This is a genomic window from Corallococcus llansteffanensis (assembly GCF_003612055.1).
GTDB classification, from domain to species: domain Bacteria; phylum Myxococcota; class Myxococcia; order Myxococcales; family Myxococcaceae; genus Corallococcus; species Corallococcus llansteffanensis.
The window spans coordinates 1-22,591 of sequence record NZ_RAWB01000088.1; the positions used below are offsets into that span (position 1 = coordinate 1).

General features: G+C 70.0%; 19 protein-coding genes and 1 pseudogene. 11 read left to right on the plus strand and 9 right to left on the minus strand.

What is annotated here, in order from left to right; translation table 11 throughout:
- From D7V93_RS11030 to D7V93_RS11040, 3 genes are all read right to left on the minus strand, one after another.
- On the minus strand, positions 1 to 2,205 hold a 2,205-nt coding region (locus tag D7V93_RS11030), incomplete at its 3' end, for a CHAT domain-containing protein (protein ID WP_244237232.1).
- Between the two features lie 218 nt (positions 2,206 to 2,423).
- Positions 2,424 to 3,923, minus strand: a complete 1,500-nt coding sequence (locus D7V93_RS11035) for an RCC1 domain-containing protein (RefSeq protein ID WP_244237233.1) — start codon at positions 3,921 to 3,923, stop codon at positions 2,424 to 2,426.
- Complete coding sequence (locus D7V93_RS11040; RefSeq protein ID WP_147451129.1) at positions 3,920 to 4,810, minus strand: tetratricopeptide repeat protein; 891 nt, start codon at positions 4,808 to 4,810, stop codon at positions 3,920 to 3,922. Before D7V93_RS11040 ends, D7V93_RS11035 begins: the two co-directional genes overlap by 4 nt.
- Before the next feature lie 237 nt (positions 4,811 to 5,047).
- On the opposite strand from D7V93_RS11040, the gene D7V93_RS11045 reads away from it, so the two are divergent.
- From D7V93_RS11045 to D7V93_RS11080, 8 genes and pseudogenes are all read left to right on the plus strand, one after another.
- Positions 5,048 to 5,536 (plus strand): hypothetical protein, encoded by a 489-nt coding sequence (locus D7V93_RS11045; RefSeq protein ID WP_147451130.1) that lies wholly within the window; start codon positions 5,048 to 5,050, stop codon positions 5,534 to 5,536.
- A 198-nt stretch (positions 5,537 to 5,734) separates the two neighbouring features.
- A pseudogene (locus D7V93_RS11050) lies at positions 5,735 to 6,465 on the plus strand (transposase); the annotation flags it as partial.
- Between the two features lie 302 nt (positions 6,466 to 6,767).
- Complete coding sequence (locus D7V93_RS11055; RefSeq protein ID WP_120643363.1) at positions 6,768 to 7,754, plus strand: ABC transporter ATP-binding protein; 987 nt, start codon at positions 6,768 to 6,770, stop codon at positions 7,752 to 7,754.
- A complete protein-coding gene (locus D7V93_RS11060) occupies positions 7,751 to 8,560 on the plus strand; it encodes an ABC transporter permease (protein WP_120643364.1) in 810 nt (269 codons plus the stop codon). Before D7V93_RS11055 ends, D7V93_RS11060 begins: the two co-directional genes overlap by 4 nt.
- Entirely contained in the window at positions 8,547 to 9,797 is a 1,251-nt protein-coding gene (locus tag D7V93_RS11065) for an aminotransferase class I/II-fold pyridoxal phosphate-dependent enzyme (RefSeq protein ID WP_120643365.1), read from the plus strand. Before D7V93_RS11060 ends, D7V93_RS11065 begins: the two co-directional genes overlap by 14 nt.
- Positions 9,794 to 10,705 carry a nucleotidyltransferase domain-containing protein gene (locus tag D7V93_RS11070; protein WP_120643366.1) on the plus strand — a complete coding sequence of 304 codons (912 nt, stop codon included), beginning with the start codon at positions 9,794 to 9,796 and terminating at the stop codon, positions 10,703 to 10,705. The genes D7V93_RS11065 and D7V93_RS11070 overlap by 4 nt, the downstream gene beginning before the upstream one ends.
- Positions 10,702 to 12,402 carry an alpha-amylase family glycosyl hydrolase gene (locus tag D7V93_RS11075; protein ID WP_120643367.1) on the plus strand — a complete coding sequence of 567 codons (1,701 nt, stop codon included), beginning with the start codon at positions 10,702 to 10,704 and terminating at the stop codon, positions 12,400 to 12,402. The genes D7V93_RS11070 and D7V93_RS11075 overlap by 4 nt, the downstream gene beginning before the upstream one ends.
- Positions 12,399 to 13,388: a nucleoside-diphosphate kinase gene (locus D7V93_RS11080; protein WP_120643368.1), complete on the plus strand. Its 990-nt coding sequence runs from the start codon at positions 12,399 to 12,401 to the stop codon at positions 13,386 to 13,388. The genes D7V93_RS11075 and D7V93_RS11080 overlap by 4 nt, the downstream gene beginning before the upstream one ends.
- Before the next feature lie 5 nt (positions 13,389 to 13,393).
- On the opposite strand, the gene D7V93_RS11085 is transcribed toward D7V93_RS11080, so the two are convergent.
- Positions 13,394 to 14,182 carry a hypothetical protein gene (locus D7V93_RS11085; RefSeq protein ID WP_120643369.1) on the minus strand — a complete coding sequence of 263 codons (789 nt, stop codon included), beginning with the start codon at positions 14,180 to 14,182 and terminating at the stop codon, positions 13,394 to 13,396.
- Positions 14,183 to 14,358: 176 nt separating this feature from the next.
- Here D7V93_RS11085 and D7V93_RS11090 point away from each other — a divergent pair, with 176 nt between their 5' ends.
- From D7V93_RS11090 to D7V93_RS11100, 3 genes are read left to right on the plus strand one after another with little or no spacing between them, the layout of a single operon-like run.
- Entirely contained in the window at positions 14,359 to 17,010 is a 2,652-nt protein-coding gene (locus D7V93_RS11090) for a PEP-utilizing enzyme (protein WP_120643370.1), read from the plus strand.
- Between the two features lie 7 nt (positions 17,011 to 17,017).
- Positions 17,018 to 17,632 (plus strand): gamma-glutamyl-gamma-aminobutyrate hydrolase family protein, encoded by a 615-nt coding sequence (locus tag D7V93_RS11095; RefSeq protein ID WP_158623704.1) that lies wholly within the window; start codon positions 17,018 to 17,020, stop codon positions 17,630 to 17,632.
- Positions 17,629 to 18,402, plus strand: coding sequence for a phosphocholine cytidylyltransferase family protein (locus D7V93_RS11100; RefSeq protein ID WP_158623705.1), 774 nt, complete (start codon positions 17,629 to 17,631; stop codon positions 18,400 to 18,402). Before D7V93_RS11095 ends, D7V93_RS11100 begins: the two co-directional genes overlap by 4 nt.
- A 4-nt stretch (positions 18,403 to 18,406) precedes the next feature.
- Here D7V93_RS11100 and D7V93_RS44850 read toward each other — a convergent pair whose 3' ends face one another.
- From D7V93_RS44850 to D7V93_RS11125, 5 genes are all read right to left on the minus strand, one after another.
- Positions 18,407 to 18,922 carry a hypothetical protein gene (locus tag D7V93_RS44850; protein ID WP_158623706.1) on the minus strand — a complete coding sequence of 172 codons (516 nt, stop codon included), beginning with the start codon at positions 18,920 to 18,922 and terminating at the stop codon, positions 18,407 to 18,409.
- A gap of 593 nt (positions 18,923 to 19,515) precedes the next feature.
- Positions 19,516 to 20,295, minus strand: a complete 780-nt coding sequence (locus D7V93_RS11110; RefSeq protein WP_120643373.1) for a hypothetical protein — start codon at positions 20,293 to 20,295, stop codon at positions 19,516 to 19,518.
- 2 nt (positions 20,296 to 20,297) lie between these two features.
- Entirely contained in the window at positions 20,298 to 20,798 is a 501-nt protein-coding gene (locus D7V93_RS11115; RefSeq protein WP_147451131.1) for an imm11 family protein, read from the minus strand.
- A gap of 99 nt (positions 20,799 to 20,897) precedes the next feature.
- A complete protein-coding gene (locus tag D7V93_RS11120) occupies positions 20,898 to 21,545 on the minus strand; it encodes an AHH domain-containing protein (protein WP_120643375.1) in 648 nt (215 codons plus the stop codon).
- Positions 21,546 to 21,559: 14 nt separating this feature from the next.
- Positions 21,560 to 22,591 (minus strand): beta-ketoacyl synthase N-terminal-like domain-containing protein (locus D7V93_RS11125; RefSeq protein WP_147451132.1); only part of this gene is annotated, 1,032 nt, incomplete at its 5' end.

The following is a 22,591-nucleotide window of genomic DNA, read 5'->3' on the forward strand; positions in this document are numbered from 1 at the left end:
CTCCAGGAAGAAGCCATGGGTGGCCAGGTGCAGGATCCCGGGGGCGGGCACCTCCAGCAGCCGCTGCCGGGTGGCCTCGGCGCCCAGGATCAGCTGGGCCTGGGGCAGCAGCCGCTGGATGGCCTTTGCCTCCTGGCGGGTTCCGGGCAGTGGCGTCGGTGCCCACGCGCGTGCCTCCAGCCTCGCGCGGAGCGTCTGGAAGAAGCGCTCGCTGGGAAGCGAGCGCTTCGCCCCCCCGGGATCCTCTCCCATGGAGGCAGGGAGCGCCGGGATGGAGGCGGTGTTGAAGTCCGGGTCGGCGAGGACGACCACGGAGTCAGGGGGCGCGCCCTCCTGGGGGCGGGGCAGCAGGCTCCTTCCAGCGGGGACATAGGTGAGGTCGAAGCCGTCCACCAGGTACTGGTGGCCGTCGTGCAAGGCGGCGAAGGGCACCAGGGCGAGCTGGCCATCCGGCGAGAGAAAGAGGCGGCGGGTCTTTCCCAGCAGCGGCAGCAGGGGCTGGAAGGTGCGCTGGTAGAGGTCCTGGGCGGAGGCCAGGAAGGTGGCGTCCCGGTTGGCGAGCGCGTCTCGCAGGCGCGAGGCGGCCAAGTCGATGGGCCCGGCGGCGCCCAGGTCCTTGAAGTGGAGGGTGGCGTCAGGCAGGAACACCAGCACCAGGTAGCGCAGCTGGGAGGGGGGCGCGCCGGGCCCCTGCACCAGCGGCCGGTCCACGTAGGTGATGAACTCGACGAGGGCCGCGTCCGCGGGAAGGGCCTGGGCGACACGGTCCACGATCTCCGCGGCGGAGGGCAGTGCCACCAACGAGCGCAGCCGCGCGGAGCGCCGGGCCAGGTCACCTTCGAGGGCGGCCCCCTGCTCGGAGAGGTCCTCGAGACGCCCCTGGTAGGTTGCCGGTGGAAGCGAGCCGGGGCCCTGGAGTGACAGCTGGGCCAGCCGGGTGCGCAGCCCCCTCAACCGCTCGAAGGTGTCCCGGTCCTGCGCGCCCAGGCTCCGGTAGACGGTGCGGGAGATGTCAGCGGTCTCCTCGACGGAGCGGCCCTTGCGCAGGAGCGCGGCGGCCAGGGCCAGGCGTCTGACGCGGCCATCGTCCGGATGGGCGCGCAGCAGCGCATAGAGCCGCTCCTCGTCGGTGCGCAGCAGTTGGAGGAAGCTGGCCAGGCGCGCCTCGGACAAGCCGAGGGCCTCCTGGCGCAGGTGCTGCTCGGACATGGCGAAGGCGCGGGTGAACAGCGGCAGGGCTTCGTCGAGCCGGTGCTGGGCCACATGGGCCACGGCGAGGTGGTTGAGCGTCGCGGCGACGTCGGGATGGCTCTTGCCGAGAGTGGCTTCCTGAATGGCCAGCGCGCGCTCGTAGAGCGGCCGGGCCAGGCCGTACAACCCCTGGGCCGCGTAGAGCCCGGCGAGGTCGTGGAGCGACTCGGCGACGCGGTGATGACGCTGGTCCAGCGAGGCTTCCCGAATCGCCAGCGCACGCGCGTGGAGCGGCTCGGCGCGCGCGTAGAGCCCCTGGGCCACGTAGAGGTTGGCGAGGTCGTGGAGCGACTCGGCGACGATGGGATGACGCTCGCCGAGGCTCGCCTCCCGGATCTTCAGCGCGCGAGCGTAGAGCGGCTCGGCGCGCGCGTAGAGCCCCTGGGCCGCGTAGAGGTTGCCGAGGATGCTGAGCGAGATGGCGACGTAGGGATGGTCCTTGCCGGAGGCGGCTTCATCCATGGCCAGCGCCCGCCCGAAGAGGGGCTCGGCACGCGCGTACAGCCCCTGGGCGAGGTAGAGCTGGCCCAGGGAGGAGAGCGCGTTGGTGACGTCGGGATGGTTCTTTCCGAGGGTCGTTTCCCAGATGGCCAGCGCCCGTTCGTTGAGCGGCACGGCCCGGCCGTACAACCCCTGGGCGTCGTAGTTGGCGGCGAGGCTGAAGAGCGCCTGGGCGACGAGGGGATGGCTCTTGCCGAGAGCCGCTTCCCGAATCGCCAGCGCGCGCGCATGGAGCAGCTCGGCGCGCGCGTACAACCCCTTGCTCTCGTAGAGGTTGGCGAGGTTGATGAGCGAGCTGGCGACATCCACCGGGTTCTTGCCGGGGGCCCTCTTCAGAATGGCCGGTGCCGGCTCGTGGAGCTGCCGCCCCGGGCCTGGTGGCTCCTCCCCCACCGCCGCGCCCGCAACGCAGCACAGCATCACCACCAGCATCCACCCACGCTGCTCCTGCATCTTGCTCCTTCGAGCGACACCCATCCCCCGGTCCGAGGCAACCCCAGAGCACCCACCCTCAAGAGCCAGCGATCCGGAAAATGATGCAGCGGCTCGAAGGGGCCCGGAGGGGTCGAGACCCACCGAGGCACTTCGAGGCACTGACCCATCCTGGGTCCTTTCCGGGAGCTGATCCGTGAAGGCGGAGGGAATCGAACCCGTCGCTGGGGGCTTCCGGCCTACCTGATTGGGAGTGGAACCAGAGTGTATGACGGGCGGCTGGGTCCCAGCTGGCCGTCAGTATTGTAGCCCCAGGCCCAGACGCGACCGTCCGCCTTGAGCGCCAGGGAGTGGGCGAAGCCCGCGGCCAGGGCGGCCTCGCCTGTCAGGCCGAGCACCGGCACCGGCGTCGGCCTTCGGCCGATCGTCCCATCTCCCAGCTGACCGTAATCGTTGTCGCCCCAGGCCCAAAGGCTGCCGTCCGCCTTGAGCGCCAGGGAGTGGAAGGCGCCCGCGGCCAGGGCGGCCACGCCCGTCAGGCCCGACACCTGCACCGGCGTCAGCCTATCGTCGGTCGTCCCATCCCCCAGCTGGCCGTAAGCATTGTAGCCCCAGGCCCAGACGCGACCGTCCGCCTTGAGCGCCAGGGAGTGGTAGACGCCCGCGGCCAGGGCGGCCACGCCCGTCAGGCCCGACACCTGCACCGGCGTCAGCCTATCGTCGGTCGTCCCATCCCCCATCTGGCCGTAATCGTTGTCGCCCCAAGCCCAGACACTGCCGTCCGCCTTGAGCGCCAGGGAGTGGGCGAAGCCCGCGGCCAGGGCGGCCACGCCCGTCAGGCCCGGCACCTGCACCGGCGTCAACCTTGGGTCGGTCGTCCCCTCCTCCAGCTGGCCGACAGCATTGTAGCCCCAGGCCCAGACGGTGCCGTCTGCCTTGAGCGCCAGGGAGTGGTAGGCGCCCGCGGCCAGGGCGGCCACGCCCGTCAGGCCCGGCACCTGCACCGGCGTCAGCCTGTCGCCGGTCGTCCCATCCCCCAGCTGGCCGATATAATTGGAACCCCAGGACCAGACGGTGCCGTCCGCCTTGAGCGCCAGGGAGTGGGAGGCGCCCGCGGACAGGGAGGCCACGCCCGTCAGGCCCGACACCTGCACCGGCGTCAGCCTTTGGGTTCTCGTCCCATCCCCCAGTTGGCCGGTAGAATTGTCACCCCAGGCCCAGACGGTGCCGTCCGCCTTGAGCGCCAGGGAGTGGGAGGCGCCCGCGGCCAGTGAGGCCACGCCCGTCAGGCCCAGCACCTGCACCGGCGTCAGTCTTTGGTCGGTCGTCCCATTCCCCAGCTGGCCGTAATCGTTGTTGCCCCTGGCCCAGACGCTACCGTCCTTCATGAGTTCCAAACCAAAACCATTACCCGCGACGACGCGAGTGACGGCCCTCCCCGCGTCCGCAGGGGTGCCCGCGTCCGCCTCGCCCTGCGCCCCTGCGTCGGCAGGAGTGCCTGAGTCCACTCCACCAGCGTCAGGCGTGCCCGAATCCGTAGCGATTCCTGCGTCCTCCTCGCCCGTCATGCCGGAGTCGGTGGTACTGCCGGCGTCGTGTGCCGCCTGCGTCAGCGGTTCGCCACAACGAGCGGGGTTGCGCAGGCAGAAGTCCGCCTGATCCTGCTCGAAGTCAATGCAACCGGCCAGGGACGCCAGCAGCCCCACCACCAGCACCAGGCCATTGCAGCGCGTTTTCACGGCCACCTTCCCTGCACGAAGGCGGACGTGCCGTCCGTGCTCACGTCCACGCCCAACGTCCTCGCCTGCGACGGCCGCCCCAGCAGGTACACTCCCGCCGAGACGCCCAGGCCGACCACGCCCGCACCCGCAAGGCCCACGCCCATCCACTGGTACCTCTTCCCTCGCGAGGCGCTGCGCTTGACGTCCTCCCGTGTCGCCAGGCCCGCGTCACTGCCCCGCAGCTTCGAGTGCTCTGCCCGGGCCAGCAGGTAACACACCCCTCCTCCCACCAGCAGCCCGCCGCCAATGGTGGCGGGGAGCCACGCGCCTGTACGCCGCCCCTGGCCGCTGGAGGTCCGCGCGACGAAAGCCTCCGGCGCCAGCGCCGGGGCGTGCGGTGCGTCCGGCACGGGCGTGGGCGGAGCCTCCGGGGGTGGCACTTGCACCGGCGCGTCCGCTTGACCGCGCGCCACGGCCTCCAGTTTCTGCTTCACCTGCCGCCGCACGGCCTCGAACCGCTCCTCCACCTTCGGTGAGACAAGCACGGGCAGCTTCGCCTCGGGACGCACGAAGAGCGCCGCCTTGAAGGCCGCTTCCGACTCCTCCACCCGGCCGAGGTCCGCCAGGATGGCGCCCTCGTAGAGAGAAAGCAGGACGTCCTCCTCTTTGCCTGAGGAGAGGCGCTTGGCGCGTGAGAGTTGCTCCAGGGCACGCTCATACTCCAGGTTCTCGTAGAGGCGGCGCACGGAGAGCAGGTAGGGCTGCACCCTGCCCTGCTCCTGGGCGGTGGCCTGCAGCGAAGGCAGCACCGTCAGGCTCAGCAGCAACGTGCCCAGCAGCCGGCGGCTGCACGTAGAAGCCAACCGCCGCGCGTGGCGCTCATGAAGGAAGCCTTTTGAGTCCATGGAAGTCCCTCGTGTCCCGGCGGCCCGTGCTCGCAGGAGCCCTCCCTGTCAGGTGCAAGACCGGACATGCCAGGAAACGGGGCGCGATCATAAAGAACCGGAGGGCGGTTGCACCTGAGTCACGCTTGCCCTACCGCTCCCAGGGGTGAGGATGAGTCGCTCTTCCCGGTCGGCTACGCCTGCGGGAAGGGCGTGGAGGCTCCAGATAGGCTGACAGCCTGCTGGCTGCGAGGGACCATGAGCATTCAGAACCAGAGTGTCGGCGAGCTTCTCGCCGGGTATGCGCAAGTACTCGCGGAGCTTCGACGCCGCAGGGTGGTGCGCACAAACAACGCCCCTGCGGGGGATTACGCAGAGTGGCTCGTTGCTCGAGCCCTCGGTGGCACACTCGCCGAGGACAACTCGGTCAAGTCGCACGACCTCACGCTCCCAACAGGTGAGCGTCTCCAGGTGAAGGCTCGGGTCATATCCGAGCCACCGAAGCGTGGGCAGCTGCAGACCTCCGCCTTCAGATCCTGGGACTTCGAGTTGTCCGCCCTGGTCCTGCTGAGGGACACCGACTACTGCGTGGTCCGAGCCGCGCTCGTCCCCGCCGAAATCGTCCGCGAGCAGAGCCGGTTCGCGGCCCACACAAACGCTCACTCGGTCCACATGAACTCGCGCCTGATGGGCCATGCCCGAGCGGTGGACATCACCGCCCAGCTCCGCGCCGCAGCCGAAGGATGAATGAGAGGCCCCTTCCTCTCCGACGTCGACTCGCGCGCGGCCATCAAGGACTCCCGCGGCCCGCTTTGACTCCAGCCCATCTGGACGCGCTTCAACGGTTCATGATGCTGCTGCACTTGCCTGGCATGGCCAACCATCGCCAGCCCCAAGTCAAGAACGGTCCGGCCTTGGCCAGACACGGTGCTGAAGCCGTCCGAGCTGTACCGGGTGCTGGCCGAGAACCAAGAGGTGCGCGAGCGCCGCAACCAGCTGCGCCATCCCAACCACCCGGTGCCCCAGGTGCACGCGACGAAGCCGAACGAGCTCTGGAGTTGGGACATCACCAAGCTCCACGGACCGGCGAAGTGGACGTACTTCTACCTCTACGTCGTCCTGGACGTCTTCAGCCGCTCCGTCGTCGGCTGGCTGGTGGCGCACCGCGAGTCGGCCGCGCTCGCCCAGAAGCTCCTGGCACAAACCTGCGAGCGCCAGGCCATCCCACCCGGCCAGCTGCCGGTTCACGCCGACCGCGGCTCCTCCATGATGTCCAAGTCCGTGGCCCTCCTGATGGCAGACCTCGGCGTGACGACGACGCACTCCCGGCCCCACGTCTCCAATGACAACCCCTTCAGCGAGGCCCACTTCAAGACGCTGAAGTACCGGCCCGACTTCCCCCGCGTCTTCGGCTGCCTTGAGGACGCCCGCGGCTACTGCGGCGACTTCTTCCGTTGGTACAATGAGGAGCACCACCACGCGGGGCTGGGTCTGCTCACCCCTCACGACGTCCACCACGGCTTGGCGGACGCAAGCCTCGCGGCCCGCGCCACCGTCCTCGCCGCCGCCTTCGCCGCGCACCCGAGCGCTTCTCCCACGGCCCTCCGAAGCCCCAGGCCCTTCCGAACGCCGTCTGGATCAACAACCCCGCGCCGCTCCCCACCTCACAGAGGGCTGCGCACCCATCTCTCAGTTTCACTGTCTCATTCACGTTGACAGGTTCCGCAGCCTGGAGCCTCGTCAGCCGCCTTCTTCAGCTCCTCGGCTCCAGCCCTGTGCCCCCCTTTCGCGTCCAGCGCGGGAGCAGGCTCCGACCTCTTGTTGCATGCGGCACTGAAGCTCACCGCGGAGGCGAGCAGGACGTGCGAGATGGGAAAGGCTTTCAATGAAGGCTCCGTGACAGGTACGGCCGCGTCATCTTCGACGCGGGGTGCTGACGCCCGATGTCAGACCGCATCTGTAGAAGGTCATCCCGACGATGACCGACAAAAACACTTTTCCTGAAAAAGCTTCTTTTCAGGATTCAATCCAAACATCTGGGCGTCTTCGTCAATCCACGGGGCTCGCGCATGGAGCCGTCCTGCTCCGCGCGGAGCGGCTTTCCTTCGCCTTCGCCGGGGGGACGCCCGTGCTCCGCGATGCCTCCCTCCACTTGAAGGGGGGAGCGTCCGTGGGGCTGCTCGGGGCCAACGGCGCGGGCAAGACGACGCTGCTGGGGGCGCTCACCGGCACCGTGCGGGGAACGACGGGAGGCTCGGTGCGGCTCGACGTGCGAGGGCTGCCCGCCCGCCGCGCCATCGGGTTCGCGACGCAGGCCATCGCGCTCTATCCCGTGCTCACGGTGGAGGAGAACGTCGGGCACCTGGCCCGGCTGTTGTTGGGGCGCGAAGAGGCGAAGGCCGCCATCGCGAGGACCCTCGAGGAGTTCGCGCTGGGTCCCATTGCCCGCACGCGCGTGCATCACCTGTCAGGGGGGCAGCGGCGCCTCGTGCACCTGGCGGCGAGCTTCGTCCATGCGCCGCCCATCCGGTTGTTGGATGAGCCCACCGTCGCGCTCGACTTCGAGGCCCGCCAGCTGGTGGTGCGCCGGGTGCGCGCCTGGCGCGAGGAGGGCGCGGCGGTGCTGGTCACCGCGCACTACCCCGAGGACATCGAGGAGCTGTCCACGGAGCTGGTGCTGCTGCGGGACGGGAAGACGCGCGACCTGGGGACGCTGGGAGCGGTCCTGTCGAACCAGGCGCGCACGCTGTCGCTGCGGGGCGCGCGCCCCGTGTCCCCGCCCGCCGACGCTTCGTGGGAGCTCACGCTGGCCACCAGCAGCCTGGAGGAGGTCCGCTCGAAGCTGGGCGAGGTCCCCTCCGATGTCCACCTGTCCGAGCTCCGCCTGTCCGGCAACCGGCTCCGCGACATCCTGCTGAGGGACCCGTCCCTGAGCGCCTTCGCTCGGGAGTCAGAAGGGCCATGAATCACGACATCGCTTCCAGTGACGCCTCCGCTCCCAGCGGCGTGGCGGACTTCGTCAACGTGGTGCGTTGCTACGCGCTGACGGAGTGGCGGGTGCTCGCGCGCGAGCGCACGGCCATGGTGTTCATCTTCATCCTGCCCGCGGTGCTCTCCGCCATCCTGGGCCCGGGGGTGTCGGGGCTCGACGCGGCCCCGGGCGCCATGGGCCGGGCCACCATCGGCTTCGCGGTGATGTTCAGCTACATGGTGGTGACCTACTCCGGTCACGCCTTCTACCGGGACTTCTGGTACCACACCCACGGCAGGCAGGCGTTGATCCGCCCCGCCACGCTCGCGTTCGCCATGGGCAAGGTGCTGCCCGCGTGCGCGATGTCGTTCGTGCAGCTGCTGCTCTTCACGGGCTTCGCGGCGGTGTTCCTGGGCCTGCCGCTGAACGGCCAGGTCCTCCAGGTGGCCCTCACCGGCGCGGCGCTGGTGACCAGCGGTTCGGCCCTGGGCTTCCTCCTCTTCGCCATCACGCGCAGCACCGCCACGCTCTCCAACCTCTCCTACCTGGTGCTGGTGACGTTCAGCGCGGTGGGTGGCGCCATCGTCGCCACCGAAGCCCTGCCGGCCTGGTCGCGCACGCTCGGCTACGCCACGCCGCACTACTGGGCCCTGCGTGCGCTCAACGAAGCCACCTTCGGCCAGGGCCGCTGGAGCGTCGTGCTCCAGAGCACCGCCGTCATCCTCACCTTCACCGCTGTCTGCGCGACCGCCGCGAGCCTGGCGTTCGACTTCCGGGATCAAAAACATGACACGACCTGAACAAGACACGGCGGGCCGCCTCCGGGCGCCTGTCATCCAGCGGCTGCTCGGGGACCCGCGCGTGGCGCAGGCCCGTCTGGGCAAGCGCATTGGCCGCCTCCCCTACTTCACGCGGGTGGAGTCGGCCACCGGCCCCATCACCCGCATGGAGGGCCGGGACATCCTCAACTTCGGCTCCAACAACTACCTGGGGCTCGCGAACGACCCCCGCGTCATCGCCGCCGCGCAGGAGGCCTCGGGCCGCTGGGGCGCGGGCGTGACGGGCTCGCGGTTGCTCAACGGCAACCTGGCGCTCCACGAAGAGCTGGAGGACGCCCTGCGGCGCTTCTATGGCCGCACCGGCGCCATGGTGTTCTCCACCGGCTACGGCGCCAACCTGGGCCTGATGAGCTCGCTCTTGGGCCGCAATGACCGCGCCTGGGTGGACGAGGAGATGCACGCCTCCGTCCTGGACGGGGTGTGGCTGGCGCGCGCGAACATGAAGCGCTTCGGCCACAACGACCCGGAGCACCTGCTGGCCCAGGCGAAGGACGACACCGCCTCCGGGCTCTGTGTCGTGGAGGGCGTCTATTCCATGCGCGGGGACCGGGCCCCGCTGCGCCGGTTCCTGGAGGTGTGCCGCGAGACGCGGCTGGCGCTCGTCGTGGACGAGGCGCACGGCCTGGGAACGGTGGGGGCGCGGGGGCTGGGCACCGTGGAGGAGGACGGCGTCGTCCAGGACGTGGACTTCATCACCATCACCTTCTCCAAGAGCCTGGGCTCCTGCGGCGGCGCCATCCTCGGGGACAAGGAGCAGATTGAAGCGCTGCGCGTCCTCACCCGGCCCTTCCTCTTCACCGCCGCCAACACGCCGGCCTCCGTGGCCGCGGCCCTGGCCTCCCTGCGCATCCTCCATGAGGACCCGGGGCTGGTGGGCCAGCTGAAGGAACGGGTGCGTTCGCTGCGCGAGGCGCTGACGGCGCGCGGACTGCAGCCCATTCCGTCGGACGGTCCCATCGTCAGCGTGGAGGTGGGCGCGGACTTCGACACGCTCCAGGCGTGGAGGCTGCTGTGGAACCGGGGCATCTACGCCAACCCGGTCATCCACCCGGCCGTCCCGGCAGGCCGCGGCCTGCTGCGCCTGAGCGTGATGCGGACGCATGAGGAGCAGATGGTGCGCACCGTCGCGGATGCGTGCGCGGACGTTTTCTCGGACTTGCAGCTGTCCCATCAGGGACTGGGGAAGGTGGCATCATGAAGCGCACGCATCAGCTTTCCAGTGGTCAAACGCTCACCACGCAGACGCTTCGCGCCCACGGCGTGGACGTCGAACGCATCCTGTCGGAGCTGGTCAGCGACCCCGCCTCGTGCGGCGTGCTGCTGACGGGTTCGCTCGCGGCCGGCAATGGCACGCCCAGTTCGGACGTGGACCTGATGGTGCTGGTGCCGCACCGCACGTCGCTCATCTCGACGAAGGAGGGAGTGCGTTTCAAGAACAGCCGCTTCAGTGAGGCGCTCCAGTACTGCGACGGCATCGAGGTCAACGTCGAGCTGGCGGAGCGCGGCCGTGTGGCGGAGATCATGACGTGGATGACGGCCATCGCGCCGGCGCTCTACAAGCCGTCCGAGCTGAAGTTCATCCCCATCATCGATGGCCCGGAGCTGCGCTTCCTGCACCGACTGCGCACGGGGCTTCCGCTCATGAACCCGGGCCTGGTGGCGAGCTGGCGGGACGAGTTCCTGGTGGAGCTGCTGCCCACCTACCTCACCGTGCGGCACTTCATGGAGGTCCACGAGTACCTGGAGGACGCCATCAGCCACCGCGCCGTTAGCGAGGAGTCCAGCCGGCACGTGGCGCGCATCTCCGTGGAGGAGGCGCTGGTCTCCATCCTCGCGGCCCTGGGGGTGACGAGCGCGGCGCGCAAGTGGCTCCTCATCGAGTCGCGCAAGGCGATGGCCACCGCGGGCGAGGTAGACCGGGCCCTCCTGGCGGAAGGGCTCTCCATCCACGCGGACTGCGCGACGGGCCCGCTGGGCGAGTGCCTCACGCGCATCGAGGCGCTCCACCAGCGCATGGCCCAGCGCATGGCGGCGGAGCCGGAGCTGGCGCGCGCGGTGGAGTTCCTCCAGGGCAGCATCGACTACGTCCTCGAGCACCAGGGATGAGCGACTCCGGGAACACGGCCCCCCCGGTCCGCGCCCCCGCGAGGGCTCGGCTGGGGGACGCGCTGGGACAGCTCTACGGGGCGGAGCGCGCGGAGGCGCTCGTCCGGGAGCTGGCCCAGACGGCGGAGGGCGTCCGCGCGCGCCTGAAGCCCGGGCGCGCGTCAGTGGACGCGCGGCCCGCGGTCATCGCCGTGTATCCGGACCACGTGCTCGACGGAGAGCTGGCGCCCCTCGCGGCGCTGCGGCGCTTCATCGACGAGGAGGTGGGCGGCTTGGGGTCGGCCCTGCTGCATGTGCTCCCGCCCTATGTGTCGGACGGGGATGACGGTTTCGCGGTGGTGGACCACCAGGCCGTGCATCCGCGCCTGGGGGGGTGGGAGGACCTGGAGCGGCTGTCGGAGGTGAGCGGAGGGCTGATGCTCGACCTGGTGATGAACCACGTGTCCACGTCACACCCGGCGTTCCGGGACGTGCTGCGCGGGGAGGGACGGCCCGGGGACTTCCATCTCTTCCGCGAGCCGCGGGCCATCGAATGGGGCACGCGGGTGCGGACCTCCTCCCTCCTTCAGCGCTTCGATATGGGGACCCGCGCGGTCTGGGCGTGGTGCACGTACGGACGCTCCCAGGTGGACTTGAACCACGGCTCGCCGGACGTCTTCCTGTCCATGGCGGCGACCCTGCTGCGGCTGGTGGAGGCGGGCGCGCGGGTCGTGCGCCTGGATGCCATTCCCCACGTGTGGAAGCGCGTTCCCGGAGGGCCGCACCAGCCGGAGGCGAAGCTGCTGGTGCGCGCGCTGCGCGCCGTGGCCGACCTGGTGGACCCTTCGGTGCGCCTGCTCGCGGAGACGGACCACCGCACAGCAGAGCGGTGCTACCTGGGCGAAGCGCTGGCGCAGCACGACAACCACCTCGCGGTGCCGCTGCTCGTCTTCGCGGCGGCGCTCGCGGACGAGGGCGGTCCGCTGGTGGACTGGGTGAACGCGTCCGCGTCGGATGCGCACGGCCGTGACGGCTACGCCTTCCTCCAGACGCATGACGGCGTGCACCTGCGTCCCATGGACCCGCCGCTCGATGCCCCCACGCTGCGGCGGGTGCTGGAGCGGCTGGAGCGTGCCGGTGTCCGGGTGTCCCACGCGGACGTGGGGGGCGAACCCCGGCCGTACGAGCTCAACAGCTCCCTGCATCGCATCTTCTCCACGGAGGCGGGGTTCGACGTCGAGCGCTACCTGGCCGCGCACGCGCTGCTCTTCGCGCTCCCCGCCACGCCCTGCCTCTACTTCCCCACGCTGTTCGGGCTGCCGGACGCGGTGGGCGTCGAGCCCTCCAACCCCCGCGCCGCGAACCGGCACCGCTACGCGGAGGGCGCCCTGCGTGCGTTGGTCCGGCAGCCGGTGCACGCGCGCATCCTGAAGTCCCTGCTGGGCCTCATCCGCCTGCGCGACCGGACGCCCGCGCTGCGGGAGGACAGCGGCTGCGAGGCGCGGCTGCCAGCGCCTGGCGTGCTTCACCTGGCGCGAGGCCATGGCCGTCAGCCCCTGCATGTCCTGGTGAACTTCGGCGCGGACCCCGTGGCCGTCCCCGTGCCGCTGCGGGAGTGGAAGGACCTGCTCGGCGGGCGTCAGGGGCAGGGAGACGTCCTGCTCGCGCCTTCCGAGGCGCTGTGGCTCGTGGAACCCGGGAGTGGAGACCTCACATGAGAAACGCTGCCAGTGTGTCCGGCCTCGTGGAGGCCTTCGGCTCGCGTCCGGGGAGTGAGGAGTTCGTCTTCACGTTCTTCGACCCGTACGCCATCGGGCTCGGTCTCGCGGAAGAGGCGCTCGCGTTCCTGGAGCGCGAGGGATTCCGCGCCGTGGACCGGCGCTTCGTCCAATACACGCAGAGCAGCATCGAGGCGGTGTACAGCCCCAACCGCCCCATCGCGCTCGACAAGACATGGGCTGTCCCGAGCGAGGTGTACCTGCTGGAGTCCTCCTGCGCGCTCATCCTGCGCACCCCGGGCCGGTCGGCCTGCGCGGCGTTCAGGTCGCTCAAGGGGTCGGCGGATCCGCGCAAGCGCTCACCGCACCACCTGCGCAGCCGGCTCCAGGCCCCGACGCGCGCGCTGAGCCTCATGCATTCCTCGGACGACACGCGCGCCATGATTGAAGAGGCCGCCACGGCCTTCGACCCTCGGGAGCTGCGCATGCTCCTGGAGTCGGAAGGGCGTCCCACCCGGCGCGCGGGCTCCGCCATCCAGCAACTGCCGGGGGCCGTCGTGGGGCGGGCGTGGCGGCCTTCGCCCATGGAGTTCCTGGTCCACCTCCGCCTGCGCCTCGCGGAGGAGGTGGAGCTCGTCGCCCCCTGGCCGGAGGAGCTGATGGCTCCGTGGCGTGAAGCGGTGAACGAGCTGGAGGGGCTCCGCTCCGAGCCCTCGGCGTCCCGTGAGGTGTACCTGCGCGTCGTGGCCCGAGAAGCTGCGCTGGTGGACGGCGCGGTCCAGGCGGGGCTTTCGCACCCGCACCGGCCCGGGATGTTCGACTACCGCGTGGAGCCAGCGCTCGCAGCCACGGTGCTGGAATTGCTCCACCACCCCGCGCTGTACCGCGAGACGGACCTCACGCGGCTCATCGGTCCGCTGGGGGCGCTGGTCCGCAACGCCTACGAGCGCGTGCTCCTGCGCAGCGCGCTCCAGGAGTTCGAATGAACCCGTCACCCTGTCAGCGGCACACGTTCGAGGACCCGGCTCTTGAGGATGAGGTCGTCGTGCGTGCGCAGGATGGAGAGTTCGGTCACGTCGAGCTCCACGAGGGTCGTCTCCCGGAAGCTGCGCAGCACGCCGAAGAGCTCGTCCGCCTCATGCACTTCCAGCTCGGAGTTGAAGCGCAGGTGGTCCATCAACTGGAGGCAGCCGATGTAGAAGCCCGGGTGGAGCGAGTGGCCCAGGCGCGTCTGGACTTCCGTGAGGTGGTCCACGGGGTTCGGGCCATCCGTCAGCTCCGGGTAGACGGGGAAGTAGATGCGGCCGTTCTTCTTGCCCCAGAACCAGCCGCCCTTCACCTGGACGCGGAAGCGGGGGAAGCCCTCCAGCCGCTGCTTCACGAAGGGCACGATGTCCGCGATGGGCATCCGTTCGTGGAGCCCGTTGCAGATGGTGAAGTGGTGTCTGTATTTGCGCCGCTCGACGAGGTCCCAGGCGATCTTCCGCGCCGCGGCGGTCATGGCCACGGCGTTCATGAAGCGGTTGAACTGGGGGCTCTGGGCGAAGGCGCCGAAGTCCACGAAGCCCACCAGCGAGACGCGGGGCGCGCGGTAGGTGCCCAGCCAGTCGTAGCCGGCCTTGAGGTCGAACGGCACGACCTCCGGATGATCGGGCCGCACCAGCGGCAGCTGCATCAACCGGTACTCGTAGGAGAGGACATGGTCCTCGGACGGGCGGGGCTGAAGCTCATTGCCCGCGCGGCGGTACGCCAGCCGCTCATCCGTGGCGAAGGTTCTCATGCATCGAATCCACCACACGTGAGCAGGGGCCACAATGCGATGCCGCGCACGCGCCATGCACCACGTCCGCTCGTGCGAGGTCGCCCGTGACAGCCCTGGACCGCGAAGCCGCGACGCTTCGCCTCACCCCTCCGGTTGGAGTTCCTCCTGACTGCCGCATCCGCGGCGTCGGCCCCGTGCACGCCTCCACGCGCGTCTGGGCCGAGCGCGTCCTGGATACGCTCGCCCAGACGTACGACGGCGTGCCGCTGACGCTCGTGTTCAAGGGAACGGTGCTCCCGCGTCCGCGCGCGCTTCGCGAGTTGCTCCAGGAGGCGTCCGCCGTGATCGCGACCTGGCGGGGGGAGTGCCGCTTCGTCGTCGGAAGGACCCAGGCGGTGCGTGAAGCGCTGGAGGGGTGGGACCTGGACGAGGTGGCGGACCGGCTGACCCGGGCCGGAACCGCAGCACGCTTCGAGTTGGAAGCGGACGAGGTCTCAAGCGAGCCCCTGGCCCCCGTGGGCCGGCTCGTCCTGGGGGACAAGGCGCGCACGCTCGACCTCCTGTCGGAGCTGCACGGGCCGTGGCGCATCTGCCGGCCGCACATCGTGCGGGGCGAGGACTGGGCCCGGGACCGGGACGCCGTACTCCGGCGTGTTCGGGAGCGCTTCGAGAACGAGCGCGTCGTCGTGCGCTCCTCCTGCTCCGCGGAGGATGCCTGGACCGCATCGAACGCGGGACGCTTCCTCTCGGTGCTCGACGTGGACGCGGGCGATGCCGTGGCCGTGGGCGGCGCCATCTCGGACGTGTTCGCTTCGTACGGTCCGGGGGCAGAGGAAGAGAAGGTCTTCCTCCAGTCCTACGTCCACCCCGTGAGCGAGAGCGGCGTGCTGATGGCGCGGCACCCGGAGACACTGGCCTCGTACTGGGTGGTGGCGTCGGACGTCTCCAGCGGGCGCACGGACCAGATTACTTCCGGCGCCCTGGAGAAACCCTCTTCCGCGTACGTGGAGCACGGCGTGCCCCGGGGCCTGTTACCGGACTCGCTCCGTCGCGTCGTCACCGTAGGCCGTGAGCTGGTGAAGCTCCTGGGCGTGGAGGCGCTGGACATCGAGTTCGCGCTGGCGGGCGGTGACTTCCACCTCTTCCAGGTGCGTCCCATCGCCAAGGGTTCGTCGCTGCCGGAGGGAAGCGATGTCCGCCGGGCGATGCTGCTGGCGGATGCCTGCACGGCGCACCAGGCGCTGCTGCGGCCCAGGGCACCCGTCGTCGGAGACGGGCCCGTGTACAGCACGATGACGGACTGGAACCCGGCGGAGATGATTGGTCGGCGCCCGCTTCCGCTCGCGCGGACGCTCTACGGCAGGCTCATCACGGACCGGACCTGGGCGGAGCAGCGCGCGGCCTACGGGTACCGCGACCTGCGCGGCATTCCCCTGCTGCGCGACTTCGCGGGGCACGCCTACGTGGACGTCCGCGCCTCCCTCAACTCCTTCATCCCGGCCGTCACCCCGGCGCGCGTGGCGGAGGTCCTGGTCTCCCGGCAACTGGCCCGGCTGGCCCACGCCCCCGAGCTGCATGACAAGGTGGAGTTCGAGATCGCGGACACGTGCGCGAGCCTCGGCCTGCGCGAGCGGCTTCGGAGGCTCTACGCGTCCTCGTTGGATGCAGGGGAGCTGGACGCCCTGGCCACCGCGCTGCGGGACCTCACGCTCCACGGGCTTTCCGACCTCCCCGCGCAGGTGGAGCAGGTGGAGCGGCTGCGGTCCCATCCGTTCGCGCCGGGCTTCGAGGGCGGGCTCGGCCCCCTCCTCGCGCGCCTGAGGGAGCTGGGCACCCTGCCCTTCGCGCACCTGGCACGGACGGCGTTCGTGGTGACCGCGCTGCTCAAGAGCTTCGTGCGCGAGGGCGTGATGGATTCGAGCGAGCAGCGCGAAGTGCTCCAGCGCATCCGGACGGTGGCGGGGCAGCTGCAAGCGGACGCGCTCCGCGTGCGGCGGGGCGAGCTGGGCCTGGAGGCGCTCGTCGCGGAGTTCGGGCACCTGCGCCCGGGGACCTATGACATCCGGATGCCACGCTATGACGCGGACCCGGAGCGCTACTTCGGCCCGCTCATCTCCGGAGGGGAGGAACCGTTCAGGCACGAGGCCCCGCTGTCCCGGAGCCTTCACGAGCGCCTGGGCGCGGGCCTGCGCAGCGCCGGCCTGTCGATGACCAGCGAGGTGTTTCTCGCGCACCTGGGCGCGGGCATCGCGGGGCGCGAGTACGGCAAGCACGTCTTCACGAAGACGCTGAGTGGCGTCCTCGAATACCTCGCGGAGTGGGGCGAGCCCCTGGGGCTGGGCCGGGATGAGCTCGCGCACCTGTCGCTGGAGCAGGTGGAGACCGCCCTGGCGCTTGCGCCGCGCGAAGCCCGGTCGTGGTGCCGCGACGCCGTGGAGGAGGCCCGCGAGCATGCCGCCGCCGTCAACCTCATCGAGCTGCCGGACATCCTGGTGCGCACGTCGCATCTGCTCTTCCACGTGAGCAGTGGAGAGCAGCCCCTGTTCGTCACCAAGGCGTGCGTGCGTGCGCCGGTGCTGGTCGCGGACGGGCTGCCAGACCCGGAGCGCGTGCGCGGCAACATCGTGCTGCTGGAGCGTGCCGACCCCGGCTACGACGGGCTGCTCGCGCTGGGCGTCGCCGGCATCGTCACGGCGTACGGGGGCGCGAACTCGCACATGGCGGTGCGCTGCACCGAGCTGCAGCTGCCCGCCGCCATCGGCGTGGGACGGGAGCAGTTCCGGCGGCTGTCGGGTGGGCGGGTGATGACGCTGGACTGCGGGGGGCGCAGGCTCGTCCATGAGTAGGCGCCGAGTGGTCCTGATCACCCAGCGCAGCGACCGTGTCCCGGGGCGTCCGGAGGTGCGGGACGCGCTCGAGGACTCCTGGGCCTCGGGCCAGTGGGAGGCCGGCTGGGTGCCGTTCCCTGCGGTGAACGTGGCCGCCGCGGCCGCCGCCCAGTTCGAAGCCCTCCGTCCGGGGCTCGTCATCCTGAGTGGAGGCAACGACGCTCCGGGAACGGGACCGGAGGCGGTCCCCGCGCGCGACGAGACGGAGTCGGTCCTGCTGTCGCTCGCCGCCCGGACGCGGACGCCGGTGCTGGGCGTGTGCCGGGGCGCGCAGATGCTCGCGCTCTTCGCGGGGATGCGGCTGGTGCCTGTCGAAGGCCACGTGCGCGTGCGCCACGCGCTGACGGGTCGCCTCGCCGATACGTGGAGAGGCCCGGCGGAGGTGGCGAGCTTCCACCACTGGGGCGTGGCGGAGGACTCCCTGCCCGACGGATGGGACGTCCTCGCGCGCTCGGAGGACGGCGCGGTGGAGGCCTTCGCGAACAGGGGGCGGCGCTTGCTGGGCGTCCTCTGGCACCCCGAGCGGGAGCCCCATCACCTTCCCGCAGTCCTCGAAGTCATGGAGGCGTACGAACCGTGAAAGCCATCATCCTGGCCGCGGGCCTGGGCACCCGCATGGGGCCGCTCGCGGCGAATCGTCCGAAGTGTCTGGTGGAGCTGGCGGGAGCCCCGCTGCTCGACCATCAGCTGGCGGTCTACAAGCACTTCGGTGTGGACGTCACGGTGATGGCCGGCGCGTATCCCGAGCTGACCCAGGCGGGGCGTGACGTGCGCGTCGTGGTGAACCCGGCCTACACCACCGGCAACATGGTCTCCACGCTGCGCTTCAGCCTGCCGGTGGTGTCCCGGACGGAGCCGGTCCTCGTTTCCTATGGGGACATCGTCTTCTCGCGCGAGGTGTTGGCGCGGATGCTCGCCGCGTCCCGGGACGTCGACGTCGCCATCGACACGCAGTGGCGCCGCCTCTGGGAGCTGCGGATGGAGGACCCCACGACGGACTGCGAGTCCTTGCGCCTCGAAGGCGAGCGCATCGTGGACATCGGCGCGCGGGTGCGTTCGGTGGAGGAGGTGCAGGGGCAGTACATCGGGCTGCTGCGGTTCGGGCCCGGCGTCCTGCACGCGCTCATGGAGCGCTTCGAGCAGTGTGTGGCGAAGGACCCGCGTTACTGGAACATCTCCATGACGGCCTTCCTCCAGGACCTCATCACCGAGGGCGTGGCGGTCCACGCCGTGCCCATCGCGTCCGGCTGGCTGGAAGCGGACAACGCGGAGGACCTGCGCCGCTACACCGAGGCCCACGCCTCGGGAGCGCTGGCGGGCTTCTGGTCCCCCACGGCGCCTCCGCGCTGAAGCCTCAGATGAGGCGCACCCGAGGGTCCCCCGCGTCCTGAAGCAGCGAGAAGCCGGCGAGGTAGCGCGCCCGGATGTCGGGGACGGAGGTCAGCGCGCGGACGGCCGCGTCCCAGTCCGGCCAGGTGAGGTGCTCCGAGCGGACGGCGTCGCCAAAGGGCGTGTCGTCCGTGAGGTGGAAGTGCACCTGGCCCACGTCCTGCCGGGGGCCCGCGTTGACGAGCACCGACGCGGGGGCCCGCTGCCGTGCTCCGGCGATGAGCGCGAAGAGGCCCGCGCGAAGCAAGGCATGGCGAGGGTGCGCCAGGGCGAAGACGTCCGGCACGCCCCGCAGCGGGACGGCGATGTGGTGGAAGGTGCCGTAGACGGGACGCGGGTGGCGGTAAATGGCGGCCTGCTCCGAGCGGTCCACGGAGGTGAGGGGCAGGAGCCGGTCCGCGTGCGCGAAGCCGAAGCGCACCAGGGAGCCGGAGGCGGGGGTCCGCGCCATCCGGAACGCCAGCTGTTTCAGGGTTGCCATGAACGTCCTTCGCTCGGGTGTCCGTCGGAGGGAGCATGCCCTCGCGGTCTGACAGCCTGCGCAAGTGGTTCTACTCCAGGCGGGATTGTCCAGGTCCCTGGGCACTCCGGTGCTCGGTCGGCTTCGCGATTCCGCGCTCTCGATCGGCGCCCGAATCACAGGCGCGTCAGCGTCCTCCGTCCGCCAAGTGACGAACTCACTCAGGTTGATATCGAGGTCTTCGACCAGCCGCCACACTGGGGCGAATGCGCAAATCACCCAGCGCAGCTGGGTGTCGCTCTTCCCGGTCGGCTACTCCTGCGGGAAGGGCGTGGAGGCTCCAGAGGGATCCTCGTTCGACACGTTCGAGCCGGCATCGTGCGCCTCCACAACATCACCGTGGATGACGCCGCCAACATCGACTTCGTCAACTGGACCTGAGCGATGCCTCAGCCCACTCGCGGTGCCACGCCCTGCTGGGCCGCTTGTTGGTCCACTTGGGCCGGCGTGTGCCCAAAGGGACGGCACGGCCTCTGCTCCAGCCCGCGCGTCACCCTCCAGCGGCCCTTTTCAAATCCTGTTCACAGCCTGGCCCCTCAAACGGTGAGCGGCTCTCAGTCCCCGCGCCAGGCGTTCAGCGAGAGTGGGCGGTCACCAGGCGGGACCCGCGCCAGGGCCGGGATGAAGTCGTAGCTGGGGCGGGTCGGCAGGCCCTGCAGCTCCGCCAGCCGGAGGACGGCGAGCCCCTCGATGAAGACCTTGCCCTCGGTGGCGTTCAACTCCGGGTTGAAGCCCATGCGCTGCGTGTAGCCCTGGAGCTGCTCCCGGCGGGTGTCGATGAAGAGCTCAAACGCAGCCGTGAAGGCCCGGGGGGCCTTCTCATTCAGCGCGACGCAGACCTCGAAGTTCGCACTGGGGCGGCCCTGCTCCACCTGCGTCCAGCGCTCCAGCAGCCTCGTCTGTTCGTTCACGCCTTCGGGCTCAAGGAGCAGCCGGTGCATGAAGTGGAAGAAGAGAAAATCGTCCTCGTACTCCACGCCCTGGAAGTGGCGGGTCGGGGAGCGGGCCGCGATGTCGACCGCCAGCCCCAGGTGCCCGGCGGCGAGGGCCGCGCAGAAGCCCGGGTCCCGTGTGCAGCAGAGCAGCTGCGGCTTCACGGAGGAGCGGCTTCCCAGCTCCAGGAGGACGCGCCGCGCCTGGGCCGACCTGCACAGGTGCCCGGCGAAGGTGTCCACGTCGGCATCCTGGAGGAGCGCGCAAAGCGCGAGGCTGCGCCAGCAAGAGCTGAGGGTGAACAGCTCCTCCGCCGTCGCCCCTTCCGCGCGCTGTGCTGCCGCCTGGGCCTTGCGCAGGTAGTACGCGGAGTTGTGGCGGGCCTGGGCGAGGGGGTCCATGCTCATGTCATGAGGTTGACGGGGGTACCGACCTCGAAGAACTCGGCCCCGGTGGTCTGCTCGGACTCCAGCAAGGCCTTGAAGTCCTCGCGCACGATGGGCAAACGCGGCGCCGCAGCCACCCGGAACAGGTTGGCCTCGGGGTCGACCGCGTCCTCCTTCAGGACGAGCCGCCTGACGCGCATGTACCGGTTCTTGTGCGCGGGATTGAACTGCCCCTCGCTCTTGTCCAGGTCGACCCAGTCTTTCCCGCCGATGACATTGACGATGTAGCAGCTGTCGCTCTCCACCCGCTTCTTGTGGTTGATGAGGGTGAAACGCAGGAACTCGATCTCAGCCTTCGCATGCTGCTCGATGAGCGCCTTCAGCCGCGAGGACACCATCAGGTAGCCGAAGGTGTTGTGGAGGACGTCGGAGATCTGGATGCCCGTCGAGTCCTCATCCATGTTGAACTCCTGGCCGTCCTTGTAGAGTTCTCCCATGCGCACACCGGTCGCCGGCATGTGGATGTGCGTCATGCTCCGCGGAAAGTTGCCGATGGCGGCGTAGTCTTCGTGAAGCTGGGGCTGCAGGATGAAATAGCTGGGCATAGTGCGGTGGGTTCAGCGGGCCATGGTAACCCGCCCACTGTTGATGTGGGGCGTCACGCCTCGGGCGGCGTCCTGCCTACCGTAATCCACGATGAGCCAGAACTCCTCCTGTTCCCAGCGGCGCAGGAAGGCGCGGAAGGCGTCCACGTTGGCGTCCGTGATGTCGTGCTTTCCATCCGCCGTCAGCTCGGTCATGTCAGACTTCATCGTGTCGATGACCGTCTTGCACTCCTTGCTGTACTTCTCATGGGAGTACAGGTGGATGGGGAGTTGGAGCTCATCGGCGGCGTCCGCCAGCGCAGGCAGGATGATGAGGTTGATGCCCTCGTTGATGTTGTAGCGCGAGGCCTGGAGGATGGAGAGCTCGTCGTTCACCAGCCTCGAGCGCAGGACCCCGCTGGGCATGATGTGGTGGTACTGGTGCGGGAAGGGCGTCGAGGCCTCGGTGTAGTTCTTGCCGCTGAAGGCCCATTCCGGCTTCTTGAAGTACAGCCGCATCTTGCCGGGGTTGACCATGATCTCCGCCCGGCCCTTCGCCCGGTAGGCGCAGTTGGGATAGGCGGGCCTCCAGTACTTGAACTCGTGGCTGCTGATGCAGCCCTCTTCCTGCTCGTGGTTCGGCTTCTTCCACAGTGCTCGGACGTGTTGCTTTTCGGCCATGACCGTCCCTCGCTTCAGTCCTGGAGCGCTCCGGGTGCGTGGATGCGCAGGGCACAGCGCTCCCCCATGTCACTGCCCACCCACAGCAGGGCGACTCCTGGCGGAGCATACCCGCGTGCGAAGCCATGGGCCGCCATGGCCACCCCCAGGGGGCCGGTGGCGGCGCCAGTCTCCCCGAAAGGGAACGCCGGGTACCACTCGGGGACACCCGCTTCCACCAGTCCCTCCGTCCGCAGCCGCACGAGCGCATGGCCCCAGTCCTGCGCGCGGTAGGCGTCGCCGTTCAGCCCCGCGATGACCAGCCCCACTGGCTCGCGGTGCTCCCGCGCCGCCAGGAGCGTGTCGCGGATGCACCCCGCCAGCGCCATGCCGAGGGCGGGCTGGCCGGACTTCCGGTGGAACGGCTCGGCCCGTAGCCGGGGGGCGTCCAGCAGCGCCTGGAGCGAGGCCTTGCGCCGGAGCGCCGCGGCGGGGGATTCCAAGAGCAGGAAGACGGCCGCCTCGCCTGGCACGAAGCCCACCGGGTTGGCAGGACTCTTGAGCAGCCGCAGCGCATCCAACTGCCGCACCTGCTGGGGCTCCACGAAGCTGTCCACGCCACCGACGATGCACCGCTCGACGCGCCCCTGGCGCAACAGCTCGGCCGCCTCCTGGAGTGCCAGGAAGAAGCCGGCCTCACCCGAGAAGACCTTCTGCAGCTGCGGCTCCTGCCGGACTCCGGCCACCTTGAGCATCCGGGAGACCAGGGACTGGAGGTGGGCCTGGAAGGTGCCCGCGTCGCCTTCGGGCGCACCTTCCTGCTCCGCGTGCAGCCGCGCGTGGTGGCCGCTGGAGGTGCTCACGTACACCGCGATGCGCTCCCAGTCCTCCACTCCAACTGAGCGCTGGAGGCTCCGCAGGCCGGTAGCTCCCAGCTGGCAGAGGCGGCCGAGCCCCGTGAAGCCGCGTGTCACCCAGGGGGCGGGGTGGCCGCAGGCGGGCTCGAGTTGGCGGGAGGTCGGCTCGAAGACCTGGACATCCTCCAGCTCCATGATGCGGAGCACGCC

Coding starts and splice junctions, on each gene's coding strand:
- D7V93_RS11110 (WP_120643373.1), bottom strand. CDS start 20,295: ATGGACCCCCTCGCCCAGGCCCGCCACAACTCCGCGTACTACCTGCGC.
- D7V93_RS11080 (WP_120643368.1), top strand. CDS start 12,399: ATGAGAAACGCTGCCAGTGTGTCCGGCCTCGTGGAGGCCTTCGGCTCG.
- D7V93_RS11070 (WP_120643366.1), top strand. CDS start 9,794: ATGAAGCGCACGCATCAGCTTTCCAGTGGTCAAACGCTCACCACGCAG.
- D7V93_RS11045 (WP_147451130.1), top strand. CDS start 5,048: ATGAGCATTCAGAACCAGAGTGTCGGCGAGCTTCTCGCCGGGTATGCG.
- D7V93_RS11120 (WP_120643375.1), bottom strand. CDS start 21,545: ATGGCCGAAAAGCAACACGTCCGAGCACTGTGGAAGAAGCCGAACCAC.
- D7V93_RS11085 (WP_120643369.1), bottom strand. CDS start 14,182: ATGAGAACCTTCGCCACGGATGAGCGGCTGGCGTACCGCCGCGCGGGC.
- D7V93_RS11060 (WP_120643364.1), top strand. CDS start 7,751: ATGAATCACGACATCGCTTCCAGTGACGCCTCCGCTCCCAGCGGCGTG.
- D7V93_RS11065 (WP_120643365.1), top strand. CDS start 8,547: ATGACACGACCTGAACAAGACACGGCGGGCCGCCTCCGGGCGCCTGTC.
- D7V93_RS11055 (WP_120643363.1), top strand. CDS start 6,768: ATGACCGACAAAAACACTTTTCCTGAAAAAGCTTCTTTTCAGGATTCA.
- D7V93_RS11075 (WP_120643367.1), top strand. CDS start 10,702: ATGAGCGACTCCGGGAACACGGCCCCCCCGGTCCGCGCCCCCGCGAGG.
- D7V93_RS11040 (WP_147451129.1), bottom strand. CDS start 4,810: ATGGACTCAAAAGGCTTCCTTCATGAGCGCCACGCGCGGCGGTTGGCT.
- D7V93_RS44850 (WP_158623706.1), bottom strand. CDS start 18,922: ATGGCAACCCTGAAACAGCTGGCGTTCCGGATGGCGCGGACCCCCGCC.
- D7V93_RS11115 (WP_147451131.1), bottom strand. CDS start 20,798: ATGCCGGCGACCGGTGTGCGCATGGGAGAACTCTACAAGGACGGCCAG.